At 72.9% G+C, this 17,132-nt stretch carries 13 protein-coding genes; 6 read left to right on the top strand and 7 right to left on the bottom strand.

The window, feature by feature from the left end; genetic code table 11:
• Nucleotides 1–102: 102 nt before the first annotated feature.
• Nucleotides 103–294 (top strand): helix-turn-helix transcriptional regulator, encoded by a 192-nt coding sequence (locus ACWEJX_RS05785; protein WP_451606269.1) that lies wholly within the window; start codon nt 103–105, stop codon nt 292–294.
• On the opposite strand, the gene ACWEJX_RS05780 is transcribed toward ACWEJX_RS05785, so the two are convergent.
• Entirely contained in the window at nt 291–2,633 is a 2,343-nt protein-coding gene (locus ACWEJX_RS05780; RefSeq protein ID WP_451606268.1) for an MMPL family transporter, read from the bottom strand. The genes ACWEJX_RS05785 and ACWEJX_RS05780 overlap by 4 nt on opposite strands.
• A 163-nt stretch (nt 2,634–2,796) precedes the next feature.
• On the opposite strand from ACWEJX_RS05780, the gene ACWEJX_RS05775 reads away from it, so the two are divergent.
• A complete protein-coding gene (locus ACWEJX_RS05775) occupies nt 2,797–3,465 on the top strand; it encodes a TetR/AcrR family transcriptional regulator (protein WP_451606267.1) in 669 nt (222 codons plus the stop codon).
• Here the strand turns inward: ACWEJX_RS05775 and ACWEJX_RS05770 are convergent.
• Nucleotides 3,443–4,684 carry a cation:proton antiporter gene (locus ACWEJX_RS05770; RefSeq protein WP_451606266.1) on the bottom strand — a complete coding sequence of 414 codons (1,242 nt, stop codon included), beginning with the start codon at nt 4,682–4,684 and terminating at the stop codon, nt 3,443–3,445. The genes ACWEJX_RS05775 and ACWEJX_RS05770 overlap by 23 nt on opposite strands.
• A gap of 160 nt (nt 4,685–4,844) precedes the next feature.
• Between ACWEJX_RS05770 and ACWEJX_RS05765 the strand changes: the two genes are divergently transcribed.
• Complete coding sequence (locus tag ACWEJX_RS05765; RefSeq protein WP_403792700.1) at nt 4,845–5,078, top strand: cation transporter; 234 nt, start codon at nt 4,845–4,847, stop codon at nt 5,076–5,078.
• A gap of 125 nt (nt 5,079–5,203) precedes the next feature.
• Nucleotides 5,204–7,438 carry a heavy metal translocating P-type ATPase gene (locus tag ACWEJX_RS05760; RefSeq protein WP_451606265.1) on the top strand — a complete coding sequence of 745 codons (2,235 nt, stop codon included), beginning with the start codon at nt 5,204–5,206 and terminating at the stop codon, nt 7,436–7,438.
• A gap of 369 nt (nt 7,439–7,807) precedes the next feature.
• Here ACWEJX_RS05760 and ACWEJX_RS05755 read toward each other — a convergent pair whose 3' ends face one another.
• The 5 genes from ACWEJX_RS05755 to ACWEJX_RS05735 all read right to left on the bottom strand — a co-directional run bounded on the left by ACWEJX_RS05755 (nt 7,808) and on the right by ACWEJX_RS05735 (nt 14,914).
• A complete protein-coding gene (locus ACWEJX_RS05755; RefSeq protein WP_403792697.1) occupies nt 7,808–9,097 on the bottom strand; it encodes a citrate synthase in 1,290 nt (429 codons plus the stop codon).
• A gap of 179 nt (nt 9,098–9,276) precedes the next feature.
• Entirely contained in the window at nt 9,277–11,490 is a 2,214-nt protein-coding gene (gene recD2 / locus ACWEJX_RS05750; protein ID WP_451606264.1) for an SF1B family DNA helicase RecD2, read from the bottom strand.
• Between the two features lie 81 nt (nt 11,491–11,571).
• Complete coding sequence (locus tag ACWEJX_RS05745) at nt 11,572–12,465, bottom strand: sugar phosphate isomerase/epimerase family protein (protein ID WP_451606350.1); 894 nt, start codon at nt 12,463–12,465, stop codon at nt 11,572–11,574.
• A gap of 26 nt (nt 12,466–12,491) precedes the next feature.
• Complete coding sequence (locus tag ACWEJX_RS05740; RefSeq protein ID WP_451606263.1) at nt 12,492–13,658, bottom strand: dihydrodipicolinate synthase family protein; 1,167 nt, start codon at nt 13,656–13,658, stop codon at nt 12,492–12,494.
• Nucleotides 13,659–13,756: 98 nt separating this feature from the next.
• Complete coding sequence (locus ACWEJX_RS05735) at nt 13,757–14,914, bottom strand: Gfo/Idh/MocA family protein (RefSeq protein WP_451606262.1); 1,158 nt, start codon at nt 14,912–14,914, stop codon at nt 13,757–13,759.
• Nucleotides 14,915–15,100: 186 nt separating this feature from the next.
• Here ACWEJX_RS05735 and ACWEJX_RS05730 point away from each other — a divergent pair, with 186 nt between their 5' ends.
• Together ACWEJX_RS05730 and ACWEJX_RS05725 are read left to right on the top strand one after the other, a co-directional pair.
• Nucleotides 15,101–16,144 (top strand): LacI family DNA-binding transcriptional regulator, encoded by a 1,044-nt coding sequence (locus tag ACWEJX_RS05730; protein ID WP_451606261.1) that lies wholly within the window; start codon nt 15,101–15,103, stop codon nt 16,142–16,144.
• Nucleotides 16,145–16,488: 344 nt separating this feature from the next.
• The coding region (locus ACWEJX_RS05725; RefSeq protein ID WP_451606260.1) for an RCC1 domain-containing protein at nt 16,489–17,132 on the top strand (644 nt) is incomplete at its 3' end.

Here is a 17,132-nt window from a genome sequence, read left to right as displayed (position 1 = left end):
CGCTCTCCGGGCACAGGCTCAGTGATCACCAGTGACGTCCGGCGACTCCCCCGACGGCGCCCCCGCGCCGAGGCCGCCGGACACGCAGGAGAGGTGCCACGCATGACGGACAGAAGGCTCTGGTCGTACAAGGACATCGCCGCGCACATCAGGGTGCAGCCGGACACGGTCCGCTCCTACCGGAAGCACGGGCTGCTCCCGGCCCCCGACCACGTCGAGTCGGGCAAGCCCTACTGGTACGCGGACACCATCCACGCCTGGGTCGCCAACCGACCGGGAAACCGGAGGTCCTAGCCGACCGGCTCGGGCGCCCGCTCCCCCTCGGAACGGGGCGCCTCCGGTATCCCGCCGCCGTTGCCACCGCCACCGCCTCCGTGGCCGTTGCCACCGCCGCCGTTGCCGTCGCCGCCCTCGCTGATGCCGAAGCGGTCGTGGAGGCGGCGCAGCGGCCCGGGGGCCCACCAGGTGAGGCGGCCCGTCAGCTTCATGACGGCCGGGACGAGCAGGCTGCGCACCACCATGGCGTCCATGAGGACGGCGAGGGCGACGCCGAGGCCGAGCATCTTGGTGTTGGTGACCCGGGAGGTGCCGATCGCGACCATGACGACGGCCAGGATGACGGCGGCCGCGGTGATCAGGCCGCCGGTGCGGCGCAGTCCGAAGCGAACGGCGTGCTCGTGGTCGCCGGTGGCGTCGTACTCCTCCTTGATCCGGGAGAGCAGGAACACCCCGTAGTCCATGGAGAGTCCGAAGGCCACGCAGAACATCAGGACGGGCAGGGTGGTCTCGATGTCGCCGCTCGGGGTGAAGCCGAGCAGTCCGGAGAGGTGGCCGTCCTGGAAGACCCAGACGACGGCGCCGAACATGGCGGTGAGGCTGAGCGCGTTGAGCACGACGGCCTGGACCGGTATGAGGACGCTGCCGGTGAGCAGGAAGACGAGGACCAGGGTGACGACGGCGATGATGCCGGCCGCCCAGGGCAGCCGCCCGCCTATCGCGTGCTTGGAGTCGACGAGGACGGCGGCGACGCCGGTGACGGAGGTGTCGAACGGGGCTCGCTCGGCGCGCAGTTCGCCGACCACCCGCTGGGCCCCGGCGCCGACGCTCTCGCCGTGGGGGACGACCGTGAAGTAGGCGCGGGCCCGCCCGCCGGCCGGGGAGGTCACCGGCCCGTCGACCCGGGCGACCCCGTCGAGCCGGGCGATCCGGTCCCGGTAGTCGGCGTACTGGCCGGGAGTGGCCCGGCCCTCGGCGAGCACGGTGAGCGCGCCGCCGGGGTTGCCGGGGAAGCCGTCGCGGAGCTGGTCCTGGACGACGCGGGACTCGCTGGTGGCCGGGAGCTGCCGGTCGTCGGCGGTGCCGAACGTGACGCCCAGGAAGGGCAGTCCGAGCAGCACGAGCCCGGTGGCGGTGGCGACGGCGAACCAGGGCGCCCGCCGCATCACGAGGGCCGCCGCCCGTCCCCAGCCCGTGCCTTCCTCGGCGCTCTGCGCGCCCTGGGCGGACTTGCGGCGGAAGAGCCGGCGCAGGTCGAGGGCGTTGACCCGGTCGCCGAGGAGCAGCAGCGCGGCCGGCAGCAGGATCAGGGCCGCCGCGGCGGCCAGCAGGACGACGGCGATGCCGGCGTACGCGAAGGAGCGCAGGAAGTACTGCGGGAAGACCATCATGGCGGCGAGGGAGACGGCGACGGTCAGGGCGGAGAAGAGCACGGTCCGCCCGGCGGTGCGCAGCGTGGTGGCGACGGCCGTCGCCGGCGTGGCTCCGCCTGCCAGTTCCTCGCGGAAGCGCCGGACCACGAACAGGGCGTAGTCGATGGCGAGTCCGAGGCCGAGGGCGGTGGTGAGGTTCAGGGCGAAGACGGAGACGTCGGTGACCTCGGTGAGGCCGCGCAGCACGGCGTTGGTGCCGAGGATGGCGACGACGCCGATGCCGAGCGGCAGCAGGGCGGCGACGGCGCTGCCGAAGACCATGACGAGCAGCACGAGGGTGAGCGGCAGGGCGATCAGCTCGGCCCGCAGCAGGTCCTCCTGGATGAGCGTCTGCATCTCGTGGCGGACGGCGAGCGGGCCGCCGACGGAGACCCGTACGGGCCCGTGGGTGCCGCGGAACTCGGGGGCGATGCGCTCCAGGACCGCGCCGGCGGCCTTCTCGTCGCCGTCGATCCGGGCGGCTATGACGGCCTGGTGCCCGTCCTTGGAGCGCAGGGCCGGGGAGCCGGTCTGCCAGTAGGAGCCGACGCCGGCGACGCCCGGCTCGGCGTCGAGCCGGGCGGCGAGCCGCCGGGCCTCGGCGGCGACGGCCGGGGAGTCGACCCCGGCCCGGCCGGCGTCGAGGAGCAGCAGCACATTGGGCTGGGAGGCGGGGAACTCCCGCTCCAGGGTCTTGAGCGCGTACGTGGACTGGGCGTCCGGGTCCTCCCAGCCGCCGCTGCCCATCCGGTCGGCGACACCGCTGCCGGCGAACACCGCGAGCGCGGTGATCACGAGCGCGAGGAGGAGCGAGAGGCGCGGCCGGGCCGTGACGAATCTCGTCCAGCCACCCGGCCCGTCACCCACCGGCCCGTCACCCACCGGCCCGTCGCCCACCGGCCCGGACCCACCCCCCGTGAGCAGCGCTTTCTTGACTTCGGCCATGAGGCGGTGTCCCCTTCACCGTGGCCCCCGCAGACCGTGCGGGGGTCGTCCAGTGCCCGTCCATTGCCCATAGACTGGCAAACACGAGTGATAACTCGCGTTTTTCAAGAATGCGAGCGACCTCTCGTGTTTGTCAATCGCGTTCAGAGAGCTGGGGACAGCCATGTCCGAGGAGACTCCCGGGACGACCCCCGAGGAAACGAAGCCGCGCCGCCGCCAGGCCCGCGGCGAGCGCCGCATCGCGCAGCTGCTCCAGGCCGCCGCGAACGTCTTCTGCGCGAAGGGCTACACGGCGGCGAGCACCAACGCGATCGCGCGCGAGGCGAGCGTCTCGCCCGGCACGCTCTACCAGTACTTCCCGAACAAGGAGGCGATCGCCCTCGAACTCGGCGACCGGCTGCTCGCCGACATGCGGGCGGCCCACGGCCAGGCGTTCACCACAGCGAACCTGGGCCTGCCGCTCCCCGAGCTCGTCGACGCCGTCCTCGACCCCCTGATCGAGTTCAACTGCCAGAACCCGGTCTTCCTCGCGCTCATGCACGGCTCGGAGATCCCCGGCCGGATCGCCGAGGAGCACGATGCCCTGCACGCCTCGATGCTGGCCGCGGTCGGCGAACTGATGGCCCACTACCTGCCCGCGAGCGAGGCCGCCCAGCGCACCCGGATCTCCGACATGATCTTCGCCATCGTGAAGGCGGGACTCGCTCTCGTCCTGGCCGCACCCGAGGGTCAGGAGCGGGAGGCGGTGATCACCGAGCTGAAGACGGTCCTGTTGCGGTACCTCGGCCCGCTCCTGACGGACCGGGCACTCACCACGACTCCGAGCCCGTGACCCGCTCCCGCTCCTGCTCCCGCTCCTCCGCGCGCCCGGACACCGGGCCGCCCTCCCCCGCCGCCCGCAGCCGCATCGCGAGCAGCGGGAACACGAGCACCGACACCATCCCGGCCCCGACCAGCGCCGCCGCCTCACCTGCCGTGAGCGCCTTGTCGTCGACGCCGATGGTGGTGATCGCGACGACGAGCGGCAGCGCCGTGGAGCCGTAGAGGACGAGCGCGCCCCGGTCGCGCAGGCCGAGGTCGCGCGGCGCCAGGAGCCAGACCGGCCCGCCCCGCACGACGAGGAACAGCGCCAGGAAGAGCGGCAGGAGCAGCAGCGTACGGCCGCCGCCGAGCAGCGAGTCGAGGTCGAACTCGATGCCCGTGACGACGAAGAAGACGGGCACGAGGAAGCCGAAGCCGACCGCCTCGACCTTCTCCAGGATCTGCGGCCCGCTCTCCGGCGCCGCCCCGGCGAGCAGCAGCCGGGTGATGAGACCGGCGGCGAACGCGCCGAGCAGCACGTCGAGCCCGAGCGCCTGCGAGGCGCCCAGCATCAGGGCGAGCAGCAGGAAGACGAAGCGGACCGCGAACTGGGCGCTGGTGTGCAGGGTCCGGGCGATGATCCGGGAGAACCAGGGCGGGCGCGGCCGCAGCGCCCAGAAGACGGCGCCCGCCGTGAGCGCGGCGAAGACGGCGAGCAGCGCCGTGGACTCGGCCGGCTTGCGGCCGCTGAGCAGCAGCGCCATGGCGATGATCGGCCCGAACTCGCCGACCGCGCCGAAGGCCATGACCACGGAGCCGAAGCGCCCGTGCAGATCGCCGGCGTCGCGCAGCACGGGCAGCACGGTGCCGAGGGCGGTGCTGGTCAGGGCGACGCCGATGAAGACGCCCTTGTCGTAGCCGCCGCCGAGCAGCACGCCGGCGACGAGGCCGAGCGCCAGGGCGGCCAGCCAGGCCCACACCGATCGGCGCAGGGTGTCGCCGCGGACCTTGCCGAACTCGATCTCGTACCCCGCGAGGAAGATCAGCATGGTGAGGCCGAGCTGGGAGAGCCCGTCGACGAGCGCGTCGGGCTCCGCCCAGCCGAGGACGTCGGGGCCGATGACGATGCCGAGCAGGATCTCGAAGATGACGAGCGGCACGGGGAGCCAGCGGCCGGCCCCGTAGGCGAGCAGCGGCGCCAGGACGGCGACCGTCATGATCAGGATCAGCGTGGTCCCCGAATGCGACATATGGGGTGAATACCATAGGGCTCGGCCCGGCCGCGGGAGCGGCGCGAGGAGGGTCACAGGGCGGATTGATACCCCCTGGGGGTACACTGGGTGGTAGTACGGCGTACGGACCCGCGACGCGCGGGACCGCGCACCCCGAACGCCTCGAAGAGGAGAGCCGATGACCGCCGAGACGAAGACCGAACTCACCACCGTCTACCAGGTCAAGGGCATGACCTGTGGCCACTGCGAGGGCGCGGTGGCCGGCGAGATCTCCGAGATCGCCGGCGTCTCCTCGGTCACGGCCGTCGCCGCGACCGGCCGGGTCACCGTCGTCTCCGCCGCCCCGCTCGACGAGGAGGCCGTCGCCGCCGCCGTCGACGAGGCCGGCTACGAACTGGTCGGCCTCGCCTAGAGCCTCGCTCACCCAGGGCGTCGGTCAGGGCATCGCCCGGAGCCTCGCCCGGAAGGCGTTCCCGCAGCGCTGCCGCAGGGCCGTACGGTGACTACGTACGGCCCTGCTCCCCTTTGGAACCGCTGATGACCTCCACGATCACCGAGCTGACGATCGGCGGGATGACCTGCGCCTCCTGCGCGGCCCGCGTCGAGAAGAAGCTCAACCGGATGGACGGGGTGACGGCCACCGTCAACTTCGCCACGGAGAAGGCCCGGGTCGAACACCCGGCCGCGGTCCCGGTCGCCGAGCTGATCGCCACGGTCGTCAGGACCGGCTACACCGCCGAGGAACCCCCTCCGCCGGAGCCCGAGCCCGAGCCCGCCGGGCAGGAGGAGCCGGAGCGGGACCCCGAGCTCGCCTCGCTCCGCGAGCGGCTCACCGTCTCCGCCGTCCTCGCCCTGCCCGTCGTCCTGCTCGCGATGGTCCCGGCCCTCCAGTTCGAGAACTGGCAGTGGCTCTCGCTCACCCTCGCCGCACCCGTCGTCGTCTGGGGCGGCCTGCCCTTCCACCGCGCCACCTGGACGAACCTCAGGCACGGCGCCGCCACCATGGACACCCTCGTCTCGGTCGGCACGCTCGCCGCCTTCGGCTGGTCGCTCTGGGCGCTCTTCCTCGGCGACGCCGGCATGCCCGGCATGCGGCACACCTTCGACCTCACCGTCTCCCGCGACCACGCCTCCTCCACCATCTACCTGGAGGTCGCCGCCGGGGTCGTCACCTTCCTCCTGCTCGGCCGCTACCTGGAGGCCCGCGCCAAGCGGAAGGCCGGCGCCGCCCTGCGCGCCCTGATGCGGCTCGGCGCCAAGGACGTGACCGTCCTGCGGGCCGGCGCCGACGGGCGCGTCACGGAGGTACGGATCCCGGTCGACGGGCTGGCGGTCGGCGACCGCTTCGTCGTACGGCCCGGGGAGAAGATCGCCACCGACGGCACCGTCACCGAAGGCGACTCCGCCGTCGACGCGTCCATGCTGACCGGCGAGTCCGTGCCCGTCGACGTGATCCCGGGCGACGCCGTCACCGGCGGCTGCGTCAACACCTCCGGTCGCCTCGTCGTCGAGGCCACCCGGGTCGGCGCCGACACCCAGCTGGCCCGCATGGCCAGGCTCGTCGAGGACGCCCAGAACGGCAAGGCCGAGGTGCAGCGGCTCGCCGACCGCATCTCGGCCGTCTTCGTGCCCGTCGTGATCCTGATCGCGCTCGGCACCCTCGTCACCTGGCTGCTCGCCACGAGCGACACCACGGCCGCCTTCACGGCCGCCGTCGCCGTCCTGATCATCGCCTGCCCGTGCGCCCTCGGCCTCGCCACCCCGACCGCGCTCATGGTCGGCACCGGCCGCGGCGCGCAGCTCGGCATCCTGATCAAGGGCCCGGAGGTCCTGGAGTCCACCCGCCGCGTCGACACCGTCGTCCTCGACAAGACCGGCACGGTCACCACCGGCCGGATGGAGCTGACCGGCGTGCACGTGTACGGGGGCGCCTACGGCTCCGGCGGCACGGACGAGGCGGAGCTGCTGCGGCTCGCGGGCGCCCTGGAGCACTCCTCCGAGCACCCGGTGGCCCGGGCGATCGCGGCCGGCGCCGCCGAGAAGGTCGGCGAGCTTCCCGTACCGAAGACCTTCGAGAACGTGCCCGGGCTCGGGGTGCGGGGCTCGGTCGAAGGGCATCTGGTGCTCGTCGGACGCGCCGGGCTGCTCGCGGCCGAGGGCGTCGACGTGCCCGCGGAGGCCGCTGCGGGCGTGGTGCACGTGGCCTGGGACGGGCGGGCGCGCGGGACCCTCACGGTCGCCGACGCGGTCAAGGGGACCAGCGCGGAGGCGGTGGCCCGGCTGCGCGGCCTGGGGCTGCGACCGGTGCTGCTCACCGGGGACGCCCGGGCCGTGGCCGAGCGGGTGGCGGCGGAGGTCGGCATCGACGAGGTGATCGCCGAGGTGCTGCCGCAGGACAAGGTGGACGTGGTCAGGCGGCTCCAGGCCGAGGGGCGCACGGTCGCCATGGTCGGCGACGGCGTGAACGACGCCGCGGCCCTGGCCACCGCGGATCTGGGTCTGGCGATGGGCACCGGCACCGACGCGGCCATCGAGGCGGGCGACCTCACGCTGGTGCGCGGGGACCTGCGGGTCGCGGCGGACGCGATCCGGCTGTCCCGGCGGACCCTCGCGACGATCAAGGGGAACCTCGGCTGGGCCTTCGGCTACAACCTGGCCGCGCTGCCGCTGGCGGCGGCCGGACTGCTCAACCCGATGATCGCCGGCGCAGCGATGGCCTTTTCGTCCGTGTTCGTCGTCACGAACAGCCTGCGGCTGCGCCGGTTCTCGTGAATTGACCTACACGTGACTCACAGGACCTTCACAAAGAGATCTAGATCACAGATATTTGGGGGTAACCATCTGGGCCGTTCGCGAGTCTAAGTGGGCGATGCCGAGAACGTCTTGGGGGACGTTCATGGGATGTCTTGGGGGACGTCCCAGGCAAGCGCGGCCGGGGCACGTGCACCGGGGAGCTTTGAGCGGCCCTCCCGTATACGTACCCCGGCAGACCGCGCCGCACGGCGCCCGGCCCGGATCCCGTGGGGGGAATCCGCACCGGGGATATGGGAAGCGCCCCGTCCGTCGACCCGTGGGGGGATCGACGGCGGGGCGCTTCCGCTTACGGCTCGGCCGGTCTCACGGCAGTGCGGTGACCTCGGGTCAGCGGGCCTCGACCGGGACGAAGTCGCGCTCGACGACACCGGTGTAGATCTGGCGCGGGCGGCCGATGCGGGAGCCCGGCTCCTTGATCATCTCGTGCCACTGGGCGATCCAGCCCGGGAGGCGGCCGAGGGCGAAGAGGACCGTGAACATCTCGGTCGGGAAGCCCATCGCGCGGTAGATCAGACCCGTGTAGAAGTCCACGTTCGGGTAGAGGTTGCGCGAGACGAAGTACTCGTCGGAGAGCGCGTGCTCCTCCAGCTTGAGCGCGATGTCGAGCAGCTCGTCGGACTTGCCGAGGGCCGACAGGACGTCGTGCGCCGCCGCCTTGATGATCTTGGCGCGCGGGTCGAAGGACTTGTACACCCGGTGGCCGAAGCCCATCAGGCGGACGCCGTCCTCCTTGTTCTTCACCTTGCGGATGAAGGAGTCGACGTCGCCGCCGTTGGCCTGGATGCCCTCCAGCATCTCCAGGACGGACTGGTTGGCGCCACCGTGCAGCGGGCCCCACAGGGCCGAGATGCCGGCGGAGATCGAGGCGAACATGTTCGCCTGCGAGGAGCCGACCAGACGGACGGTGGACGTCGAACAGTTCTGCTCGTGGTCCGCGTGCAGGATCAGCAGCTTGTCGAGCGCCGAGACCACGACCGGGTCCAGGTCGTACTCCTGGGCCGGGACCGAGAAGGTCATGCGCAGGAAGTTCTCGACGTAGCCGAGGTCGTTACGCGGGTAGACGAACGGGTGACCGATCGACTTCTTGTACGCGTAGGCCGCGATCGTCGGCAGCTTGGCGAGCAGCCGGATCGTGGAGAGGTGGCGCTGCTTCTCGTCGAACGGGTTGTGGCTGTCCTGGTAGAAGGTGGACAGCGCGGAGACCACGGAGGACAGCATCGCCATCGGGTGGGCGTCCCGCGGGAAGCCGCGGAAGAAGTTCTTGACGTCCTCGTGGACCAGCGTGTGCTGGGTGATCTCGTTCTGGAACGTGGTGAGCTCGTCCGCCTTCGGCAGCTCACCGTTGATCAGCAGGTACGCCACCTCCAGGAAGGTGGACTGCTCGGCCAGCTGCTCGATGGGGTAGCCGCGGTACCGCAGGATGCCCTGCTCACCATCGAGGTAGGTGATGGCGGATTTATAGGCGGCGGTGTTGCCGTATCCGCTGTCCAGGGTGACCAGACCGGTCTGGGCTCGGAGCTTGCCGATGTCGAAGCCCTTGTCGCCGACGGTGCTGTCGACCACCGGGTAGGTGTATTCACCGTCCGCGTACCGCAGTACTACAGAGTTGTCGCTCACGTCATCCCTCACCGACGTAGTGCCTCTTCTTCGAGGTGCCCTGACTGTCTCTACCATCCCCCATTTGGCTCAGGAGAGTGCACTCGGGGTCGACCATTGGGCCATTTGGCGGCACTCAGTGCCGCCAACCTGCTCATCCTGCCCCCTTCGCCCCGGTTCCGGTAGTCCTCCGTGATCTTTCACACCAGAGTGGCCCCTGTGAGCCGATGGGCCAGTGAGGTAAAGCGGCGACCGGCCGAAACCGTACGCACCGCCTGGGCGATCGCGCGGCGCGACCCGACGAGCACCACGAGCTGCCGGGCGCGGGTGACGGCCGTGTAGAGCAGGTTGCGCTGGAGCATCATCCAGGCGCTGGTGGTGACCGGGATCACCACGGCCGGGTACTCGCTGCCCTGCGAGCGGTGGATGGTCACAGCGTAGGCATGGGCCAGCTCGTCCAGCTCGTCGAAGTCGTACGGCACCTCCTCGTCCTCCTCCGTGCGGACCACGAGCCGCTGCTCGACCGCGTCGAGGGAGGTGACGACGCCCACGGTGCCGTTGAAGACGCCGTTGGCGCCCTTCTCGTAGTTGTTGCGGATCTGGGTGACCTTGTCGCCGACCCGGAAGACCCGGCCACCGAAGCGCTTCTCGGGCAGGTCCGGGCGGGCCGGGGTGATCGCCTGCTGGAGCAGCCCGTTGAGCGAGCCGGCGCCGGCGGGGCCCCGGTGCATGGGGGCGAGGACCTGGACGTCGCGGCGCGGGTCGAGGCCGAATTTGGCGGGAATCCGGCGGGCGGCGACCTCCACCGCCACCCGGGCGGCGTCCTCCGTCTCCTCCTCGGCGAAAAGGAAGAAGTCCGGCAGGCCGGTGGTGACGGGCGGGACGCCCGCGTTGATCCGGTGCGCGTTGGTGACCACCCCGGACTGCTGCGCCTGCCGGAAGATCCGGGTCAGCCGGACCGCCGGGACCGGGCTGCCCGGGGCGAGCAGATCGCCGAGCACCTCGCCCGCGCCGACCGACGGGAGCTGGTCCACGTCCCCCACCAGGAGCAGGTGGGCACCCGGTGCCACCGCCTTGACCAGCTTGTTCGCGAGCAGCAGGTCCAGCATGGAGGCCTCGTCGACCACGACCAGGTCGGCGTCGAGCGGCCGGTCCCGGTCATAGGCCGCGTCGCCGCCCGGCTTCAGCTCCAGGAGCCGGTGCACGGTCGACGCCTCCGCCCCGGTGAGCTCCGCGAGCCGCTTCGCCGCCCGGCCGGTGGGAGCGGCGAGCACCACCCTGGCCCGCTTGGCCCGGGCCAGCTCCACGATCGACCGGACCGTGAACGACTTGCCGCAGCCCGGTCCGCCGGTCAGCACCGCGACCTTGCGGGTCAGGGCGAGCCGCACCGCCTGCTCCTGCTCCGGCGCGAGCGAGGCGCCCGTACGGTCCGCGAGCCAGGCCAGCGCCTTGTCCCAGGCCACGTCCTGGAAGCCGGGCATCCGGTCCTCGTCGGTGGTGAGCAGACGGCGGACCTGACCGGCGAGGGACAGCTCGGCCCGGTGGAACGGGATCAGGTACACGGCCGTGACCGGCAGCCCCTCCGGTCCCGGCACCTTCTCCCGCACGACCCCCTCCGGATCCTCGGCGAGGTCACCCAGGCAGTCGATGACCAGGCCCGTGTCCACCTGGAGAAGCTTCACGGCGTCCGAGATCAGGCGCTCCTCCGGCAGGAAGCAGTGCCCCTGGTCGGACGACTGCGACAGCGCGTACTGCAGCCCGGCCCGCACCCGGTCCGGGCTGTCGTGCGGGATGCCGACGGCCTGGGCGATCCGGTCCGCGGTGAGGAAGCCGATGCCCCAGACGTCGGCGGCGAGCCGGTAGGGCTGGTTCTTCACGACGGAGATCGAGGAGTCCCCGTACTTCTTGTAGATCCGCACGGCGATGGAGGTCGACACGCCGACCCCCTGGAGGAAGACCATCACCTCCTTGATCGCCTTCTGCTCCTCCCAGGCCGCGCCGATCAGCTTCGTCCGCTTGGGCCCGAGGCCGGGCACCTCGATGAGCCGCTTCGGCTCGGTCTCGATGACGTCGAGGGTGTCCGTGCCGAAGTGGTCCACGATCCGCTCGGCGATCCGGGGCCCGATGCCCTTGATCAGGCCCGAGCCCAGATAGCGGCGGATGCCCTGGACCGTGGCCGGCAGCACGGTCGTGTAGTTCTCCACGGTGAACTGCCGTCCGTACTGCGGATGCGAGCCCCAGCGCCCCTCCATCCGCAGGGACTCCCCCGGCTGGGCACCGAGCAGCGACCCGACGACGGTGAGCAGCTCGCCGGAGCCACGGCCGGTGTCGACGCGGGCGACCGTGTACCCGTTCTCCTCGTTGGCGTAGGTGATCCGCTCCAGGACGCCTTCGACCACTGCGGGATTGGACATGATCCGACGGTAGCGAAGGGCTCGGACAGCGGGGGCGGGGCTGTGGAAAACCGGGGAGGGCGGCCCCGCCCCAGGCCCCGCTCACACTGCCAGGAACGCCTCCACCGTCTCCTCCAGGACCTCCACGCCGTCCCGCGCCCACAGCTCGTCGTTGAACAGCTCGACCTCCACCGGGCCCCGGTAGCCCGCCTTCTCCACCAGCTCGCACCACGCGGCCAGGTCGATCGCTCCCGACCCGAGCTGACCCCGGCCGTTCAGCACGCCCGCCGGCAACGGGGTGATCCAGTCGGCCAGTTGGAAGGAGTGGATACGGCCCTCGGCGCCCGCGCGGGACACCGCCGCCGGGGCGCGGTCGTCCCACCAGAGGTGGTAGGTGTCGACGACGACGCCCACCTCGTCGGCGGGGAAGCGCCCGGCGATGTCCAGGGCCTGGTCGAGGGTGGAGATCGCGCAGCGGTCGGCGGCGAACATGGGATGGAGGGGCTCGATGGCCAGGCGGATGCCGCGCTCGGCCGCGTACGGGGCGAGGGCGGCGATCGCGCCGGCGATGCGGGCGCGGGCGGCGGGCAGGTCGCGGGTGGCGGCAAGGTCGCGAGTGGCGGGCAGGTCGCGGGTGGCGGCAAGGTCGCGAGTGGCGGGCAGGTCGCGGGTGGCTGGGAGGTCGCGGGTGGCGGCGGGCAGGTCGCGCGGGCCCGGGCCGCGGGCCGGCAGGCCGCCGGAGACGAGGACGAGGGTGTCGGTGCCGAGGGCGACGGCCTCGTCGATCGCCGCGCGGTTCTCCGCCTCCCATCCGTCGCTCGTGAAGAAGCCGCCGCGACAGAGGGTGGTGACGGTCAGCCCGGCGTCCCGGACCAGCGCGGCGGCGGCCTCGACCCCGTACTCCCGCACGGGTTCGCGCCACAGGCCGACGCCCGGGACGCCGAGCCGGACGCACTGGGCGACCAGGTCGGGCAGCGGGAGCTGCTTGACGGTCATCTGGTTGACGCTGAGGCGGTCGAGGTTCACCGGGGCACTCCATAGACCGTGAGCAGGGAACGCATGCGGGATGCCGCGAGCGCCGGGTCCGGGAACAGGCCGAGTCCGTCGGCGAGTTCGTACGCCCGGGCGAGGTGCGGGAGGGAGCGGGCGGACTGGAGGCCGCCGACCATCGTGAAGTGGTCCTGGTGGCCGGCGAGCCAGGCGAGGAGGACCACGCCGGTCTTGTAGTAGCGGGTCGGGGCCTCGAAGAGGTGCCGGGAGAGCGCGACGGTCGGGTCGAGGAGGGCACGGAAGCCGGCCGTGTCGCCCGTGTCGAGGACCCGCACCGCCTCCGCCGCCAGCGGGCCCAGCGGGTCGAAGACGCCGAGCAGCGCGTGGCTGAATCCCCGGGCGTCGCCCGCGATCAGCTCGGGGTAGTGGAAGTCGTCGCCCGTGTAGCAGCGGACGCCGTCGGGCAGCCTGCGCCGCAGCGCGATCTCCCGCCCCGCGTCGAGCAGCGACACCTTGACGCCGTCGACCTTGTCCGGGTGGGCCGCGATCACCTCCAGGAAGACGTCCGTCGCCGCGTCGAGGTCCGCCGTACCCCAGTAGCCCTCCAGGGCCGGGTCGAACATCGGGCCCAGCCAGTGCAGGATCACCGGCTCGGCCGCCTGGCGCAGCAGCTGCCCGTACACCTCCAGGTAGTCCTCGGGCCCGGTCGCCGTCGCCGCGAGGGCGCGCGAGGCCATGAGGATCGCCTGGGCGCCCGACTCCTCGACGACGGCGAGCTGCTCCTCGTAGGCCCGCCGGATCGACGACAGGTCGGCGGGGAGGGTGAGTTGGTCGGTGCCGACTCCGCAGGCGATCCGGCCGCCCACCGCCTTCGCCTCGGCGGCCGAGCGGCGGATCAGCTCGGCGGCCCCCGCCCACTCCAGGCCCATGCCGCGCTGTGCGGTGTCCATCGCCTCGGCGACGCCGAGCCCGTGCGACCACAGGTGGCGGCGGAAAGCGAGGGTGGCGTCCCAGTCGACGGCGGCGGGGCCGCCGGGGGTGGTGTCGGCGTACGGGTCGGCGACGACGTGCGCGGCGGAGAAGACGGTACGGGAGGTCGGCGGCCGTCCGGTCGCGGTGAGCGCGAGGGGCTCGGCGCGCGGCTCGTACGCCCGCAGCCCGCCGCCGGCTTGGGGCAGCCGGACGGATGCAGGACGCACGCGGCCGGGGCTCGGGCGCGCGGGACTCACGCGGGCGGGGGCGGGGTTCGGGGGTACGGTGCTCGCCCGCGCGGCAGCGGGGCTCACGCGGTCGGGGCTCACAGCGTCACCTCCGGGACCTCGAACCGGCGGCCCTCGGCCGCCGACCTGAGCCCGAGTTCGGCGAGCTGCACGCCGCGCGCGCCCGCGAGCAGGTCCCAGTGGTACGGCTCGCCGAGCACGACGTGGTGCAGGAACAGCTCCCACTGCGCCTTGAAGCCGTTGTCGAACTCCTCGTTGTCCGGCACCTCCTGCCACTGGTCCCGGAAGGACGGGCCCGCGCCGAGCGGCAGGTCCGGGTTCCAGACCGGCTTGGGCGTGGCGGAGCGGTGCTGGACGCGGCAGCCGCGCAGCCCGGCGACGGCGGAGCCGTGGGTGCCGTCGACCTGGAACTCGACGAGTTCGTCGCGGTGGACCCGTACCGCCCAGGAGGAGTTGATCTGCGCGACGGCCCCGCCCGCCAGCCGGAAGATGCCGTACGCGGCGTCGTCGGCCGTGGCCTCGTAGGGCTTGCCCTGCTCGTCCCAGCGGCGCGGGACGTGGGTGGCGACGGTGGCGGTGACGGAGGTGACGCGGCCGAAGAGCTCGTGGAGCACGTACTCCCAGTGCGGGAACATGTCGACGACGATGCCGCCGCCGTCCTCGGCGCGGTAGTTCCAGCTGGGGCGCTGGGCCTGCTGCCAGTCGCCCTCGAAGACCCAGTAGCCGAACTCGCCGCGCACGGAGAGGATCTCGCCGAAGAATCCGCCGTCGACGAGCCGCTTGAGCTTGCGCAGGCCCGGCAGGAACAGCTTGTCCTGGACGACGCCGTGGCGGATGCCCTTCGCCTCGGCCAGGCGGGCGAGTCCGAGGGCGCCGGCCAGGTCCGCGGCCGTGGGCTTCTCGGTGTAGACGTGCTTGCCGGCGGCGATGGCCCGGGTGAGGGCGTCGACGCGGGCGGAGGTGACCTGGGCGTCGAAGTAGATGTCGATGCTGTCGTCCGCGAGGACGGCGTCGAGGTCGGTGGACCACTCGGTCAGGCCGTGCCGCTCGGCGAGGGCGCGCAGGGCGTGCTCGCGGCGGCCGACGAGGACCGGCTCGGGCCACAGGGTCTCGCCGTTGCCGAGGTCGAGGCCGCCCTGCTCGCGCAGGGCGAGGATCGAGCGGACGAGGTGCTGGCGGTAGCCCATGCGTCCGGTGACGCCGTTCATGGCGATGCGGACTGTCCTGCGGGTCACGGAGGGGTTCCTCTCGTTCGACGGGCGGGGCGGAGGGGAGGGAAGACGCGAGGGAAAGCGCGAGGGAGCGCGGGAGAAAGGGCGGTGGAAAGCGCGGGAGAAAGCACGGTAGAAAGCGCTTTCTGTCGACGGTGACGCTAGCCTGCCGACATCACCGTCGACAAGGGCCCCGGAGGTACGTACGCGATGACCGTCACCCTGGCGGACGTGGCCGCCCGCGCACGGGTCTCCCCCGCGACCGTCTCCCGCGTCCTGAACGGCAACTACCCGGTCGCCGCCGCCACCCGCGAGCGGGTGATGCACGCGGTCGACGAGCTGGACTACGTCCCCAACGGCCCCGCGAGCTCGCTCGCCGCCGCCACCTCCGACCTCGTCGGCATCCTCGTCAACGACATCGCCGACCCGTTCTTCGGGATCATGGCGGGCGCGGCGCAGGGCGCGATGGGCGCCGGCGACCCCGGACTCGCCGGGAGCGAGAAGCTCGCCGTCGTCTGCAACACCGGCGGCTCCCCCGAGCGCGAACTCACCTACCTCACCCTGCTCCAGCGCCAGCGCGCCGCCGCCGTCATCCTCACCGGCGGCTCCCTGGAGGACGACGAGCACCAGGCGGCGGTCACGGCCAAGCTGGCACGGCTCGCCGAGGGCGGGACCCGGGTGGTGCTGTGCGGTCGGCCGCCCGTCCCCGGCGTCGCCGCCGCCACGCTCGCCTTCGACAACCGCACCGGGGCGCGCCTGCTCACCGAGCACCTGCTGGCCCTCGGTCACCGGCGGATCGGTTACGTGGCGGGACCGGCCGGCCGGACCACCACCCGGCACCGCCTGGAGGGCCACCGGGCGGCCCTCGCCGCGGCCGGGGTGCCCGAGGGACCCACGGCGCACGGCCCGTACGACCGCGCCGCCGGCCACACCGCCACCGTCGAACTCCTGCGCCGCGCCCCGGACCTGACCGCCGTCGTCGCCGCCAATGACACCGTCGCCCTCGGCGTCTGCGCGGCGCTGCGCGAGCGGGGCCTGGGCATCCCCGGGGACGTCTCGGTGGCCGGCTTCGACGACCTGCCGTTCTCCGTCGACGTGGTGCCCGCGCTGACGACCGTACGACTGCCGCTGTACGAGGCGGGGGCCCGCGCCGGACGGCTCGCGCTCGGCACGGAGCCGGCGCCGCCGGGAGGCGCGGCGGCGATCCCGGCCGAGCTGGTGGTACGGGGGTCGACGGCGCCGCCGCGGGGGTGACGCGAGGGCCGACGGCGCGGCCGCCGAGGTGACACGGATGTCGACGGCGCGGCGGCCCGGGGGGGGTGACGTGGGCGCCGACGGGGCGGCCGCCGGGGTGACCTGGGCGCCGACAGGGCGGCCGCCGGGGTGACCTGGGCGCCGAAGGCGCCGCCGCCGGGCTACCTGGGCGCCGGGGTGACGCGGGCGCCGGGGGTGACGCGGGCGCCGGGGTGACGCGGGCGCCGGGCCGCGCCAAGTGAGTGATCAGCCGGTTGCCCGGCATGACTGGCAGGCCGGGCGGAGCGCCCGAAGGCTTCCTCTCGACAGCCCCGATTCAAGGGCCCCCGAACCGAGAGGTGACCATGAGAGGAAACCCCCTGCCGCCGGGCGGGCCCGGATCAGTGCGCAAGCGGCTCGCGGCCGTCTGTGCCGCGGCGCTGCTGGCCGTCGGCCTCGCCCCGGCGGCGGCGCAGGCGTCACACGCACCGGGCGGGCGCGCGGCCGACCGGCAGACCGCCGCGCCCGGCACCGCCGTCGCCTGGGGCATCAACTTTGACGGCGAGCTCGGCGACGGCGCCACGACGCAGTTGTCCACCACCCCGGTCGGGGTGTGCGGCGGCTCCCCGTGCCCGAAGCCCTTCGACCAGGTGGTCGCGGCCGACGGCGACCACCAGCACAATGTGGCGCTGCGGTCCGACGGAAGCGTCTGGACCTGGGGAAGCAACAGCAGCGGCGAGCTGGGCGACGGCACCCTGACCCCGAGCTCCACGCCCGTGCAGGTGTGCGCCGTCGGGCAGACCGCGCCCTGTACCAGCTTCCTGACCGGAGTCTCCGCCGTCGCCGCGGGCTTCCACTACACCCTGGCCCTCCGCACGAACGGCACCGTGGTCGCGTGGGGCTCGAACGGCGCCGGCCAGCTCGGCAACGGATCGAACACCGACAGCAGCGTGCCCGTCGTCGTCAACGACATCATCGACGTGGCGTCGATCGCCGCCGGCGACAGCAG

Source organism: Streptomyces sp. NPDC004788, from assembly GCF_053601115.1.
This window is presented reverse-complemented; position numbering and strand designations above follow the sequence as displayed.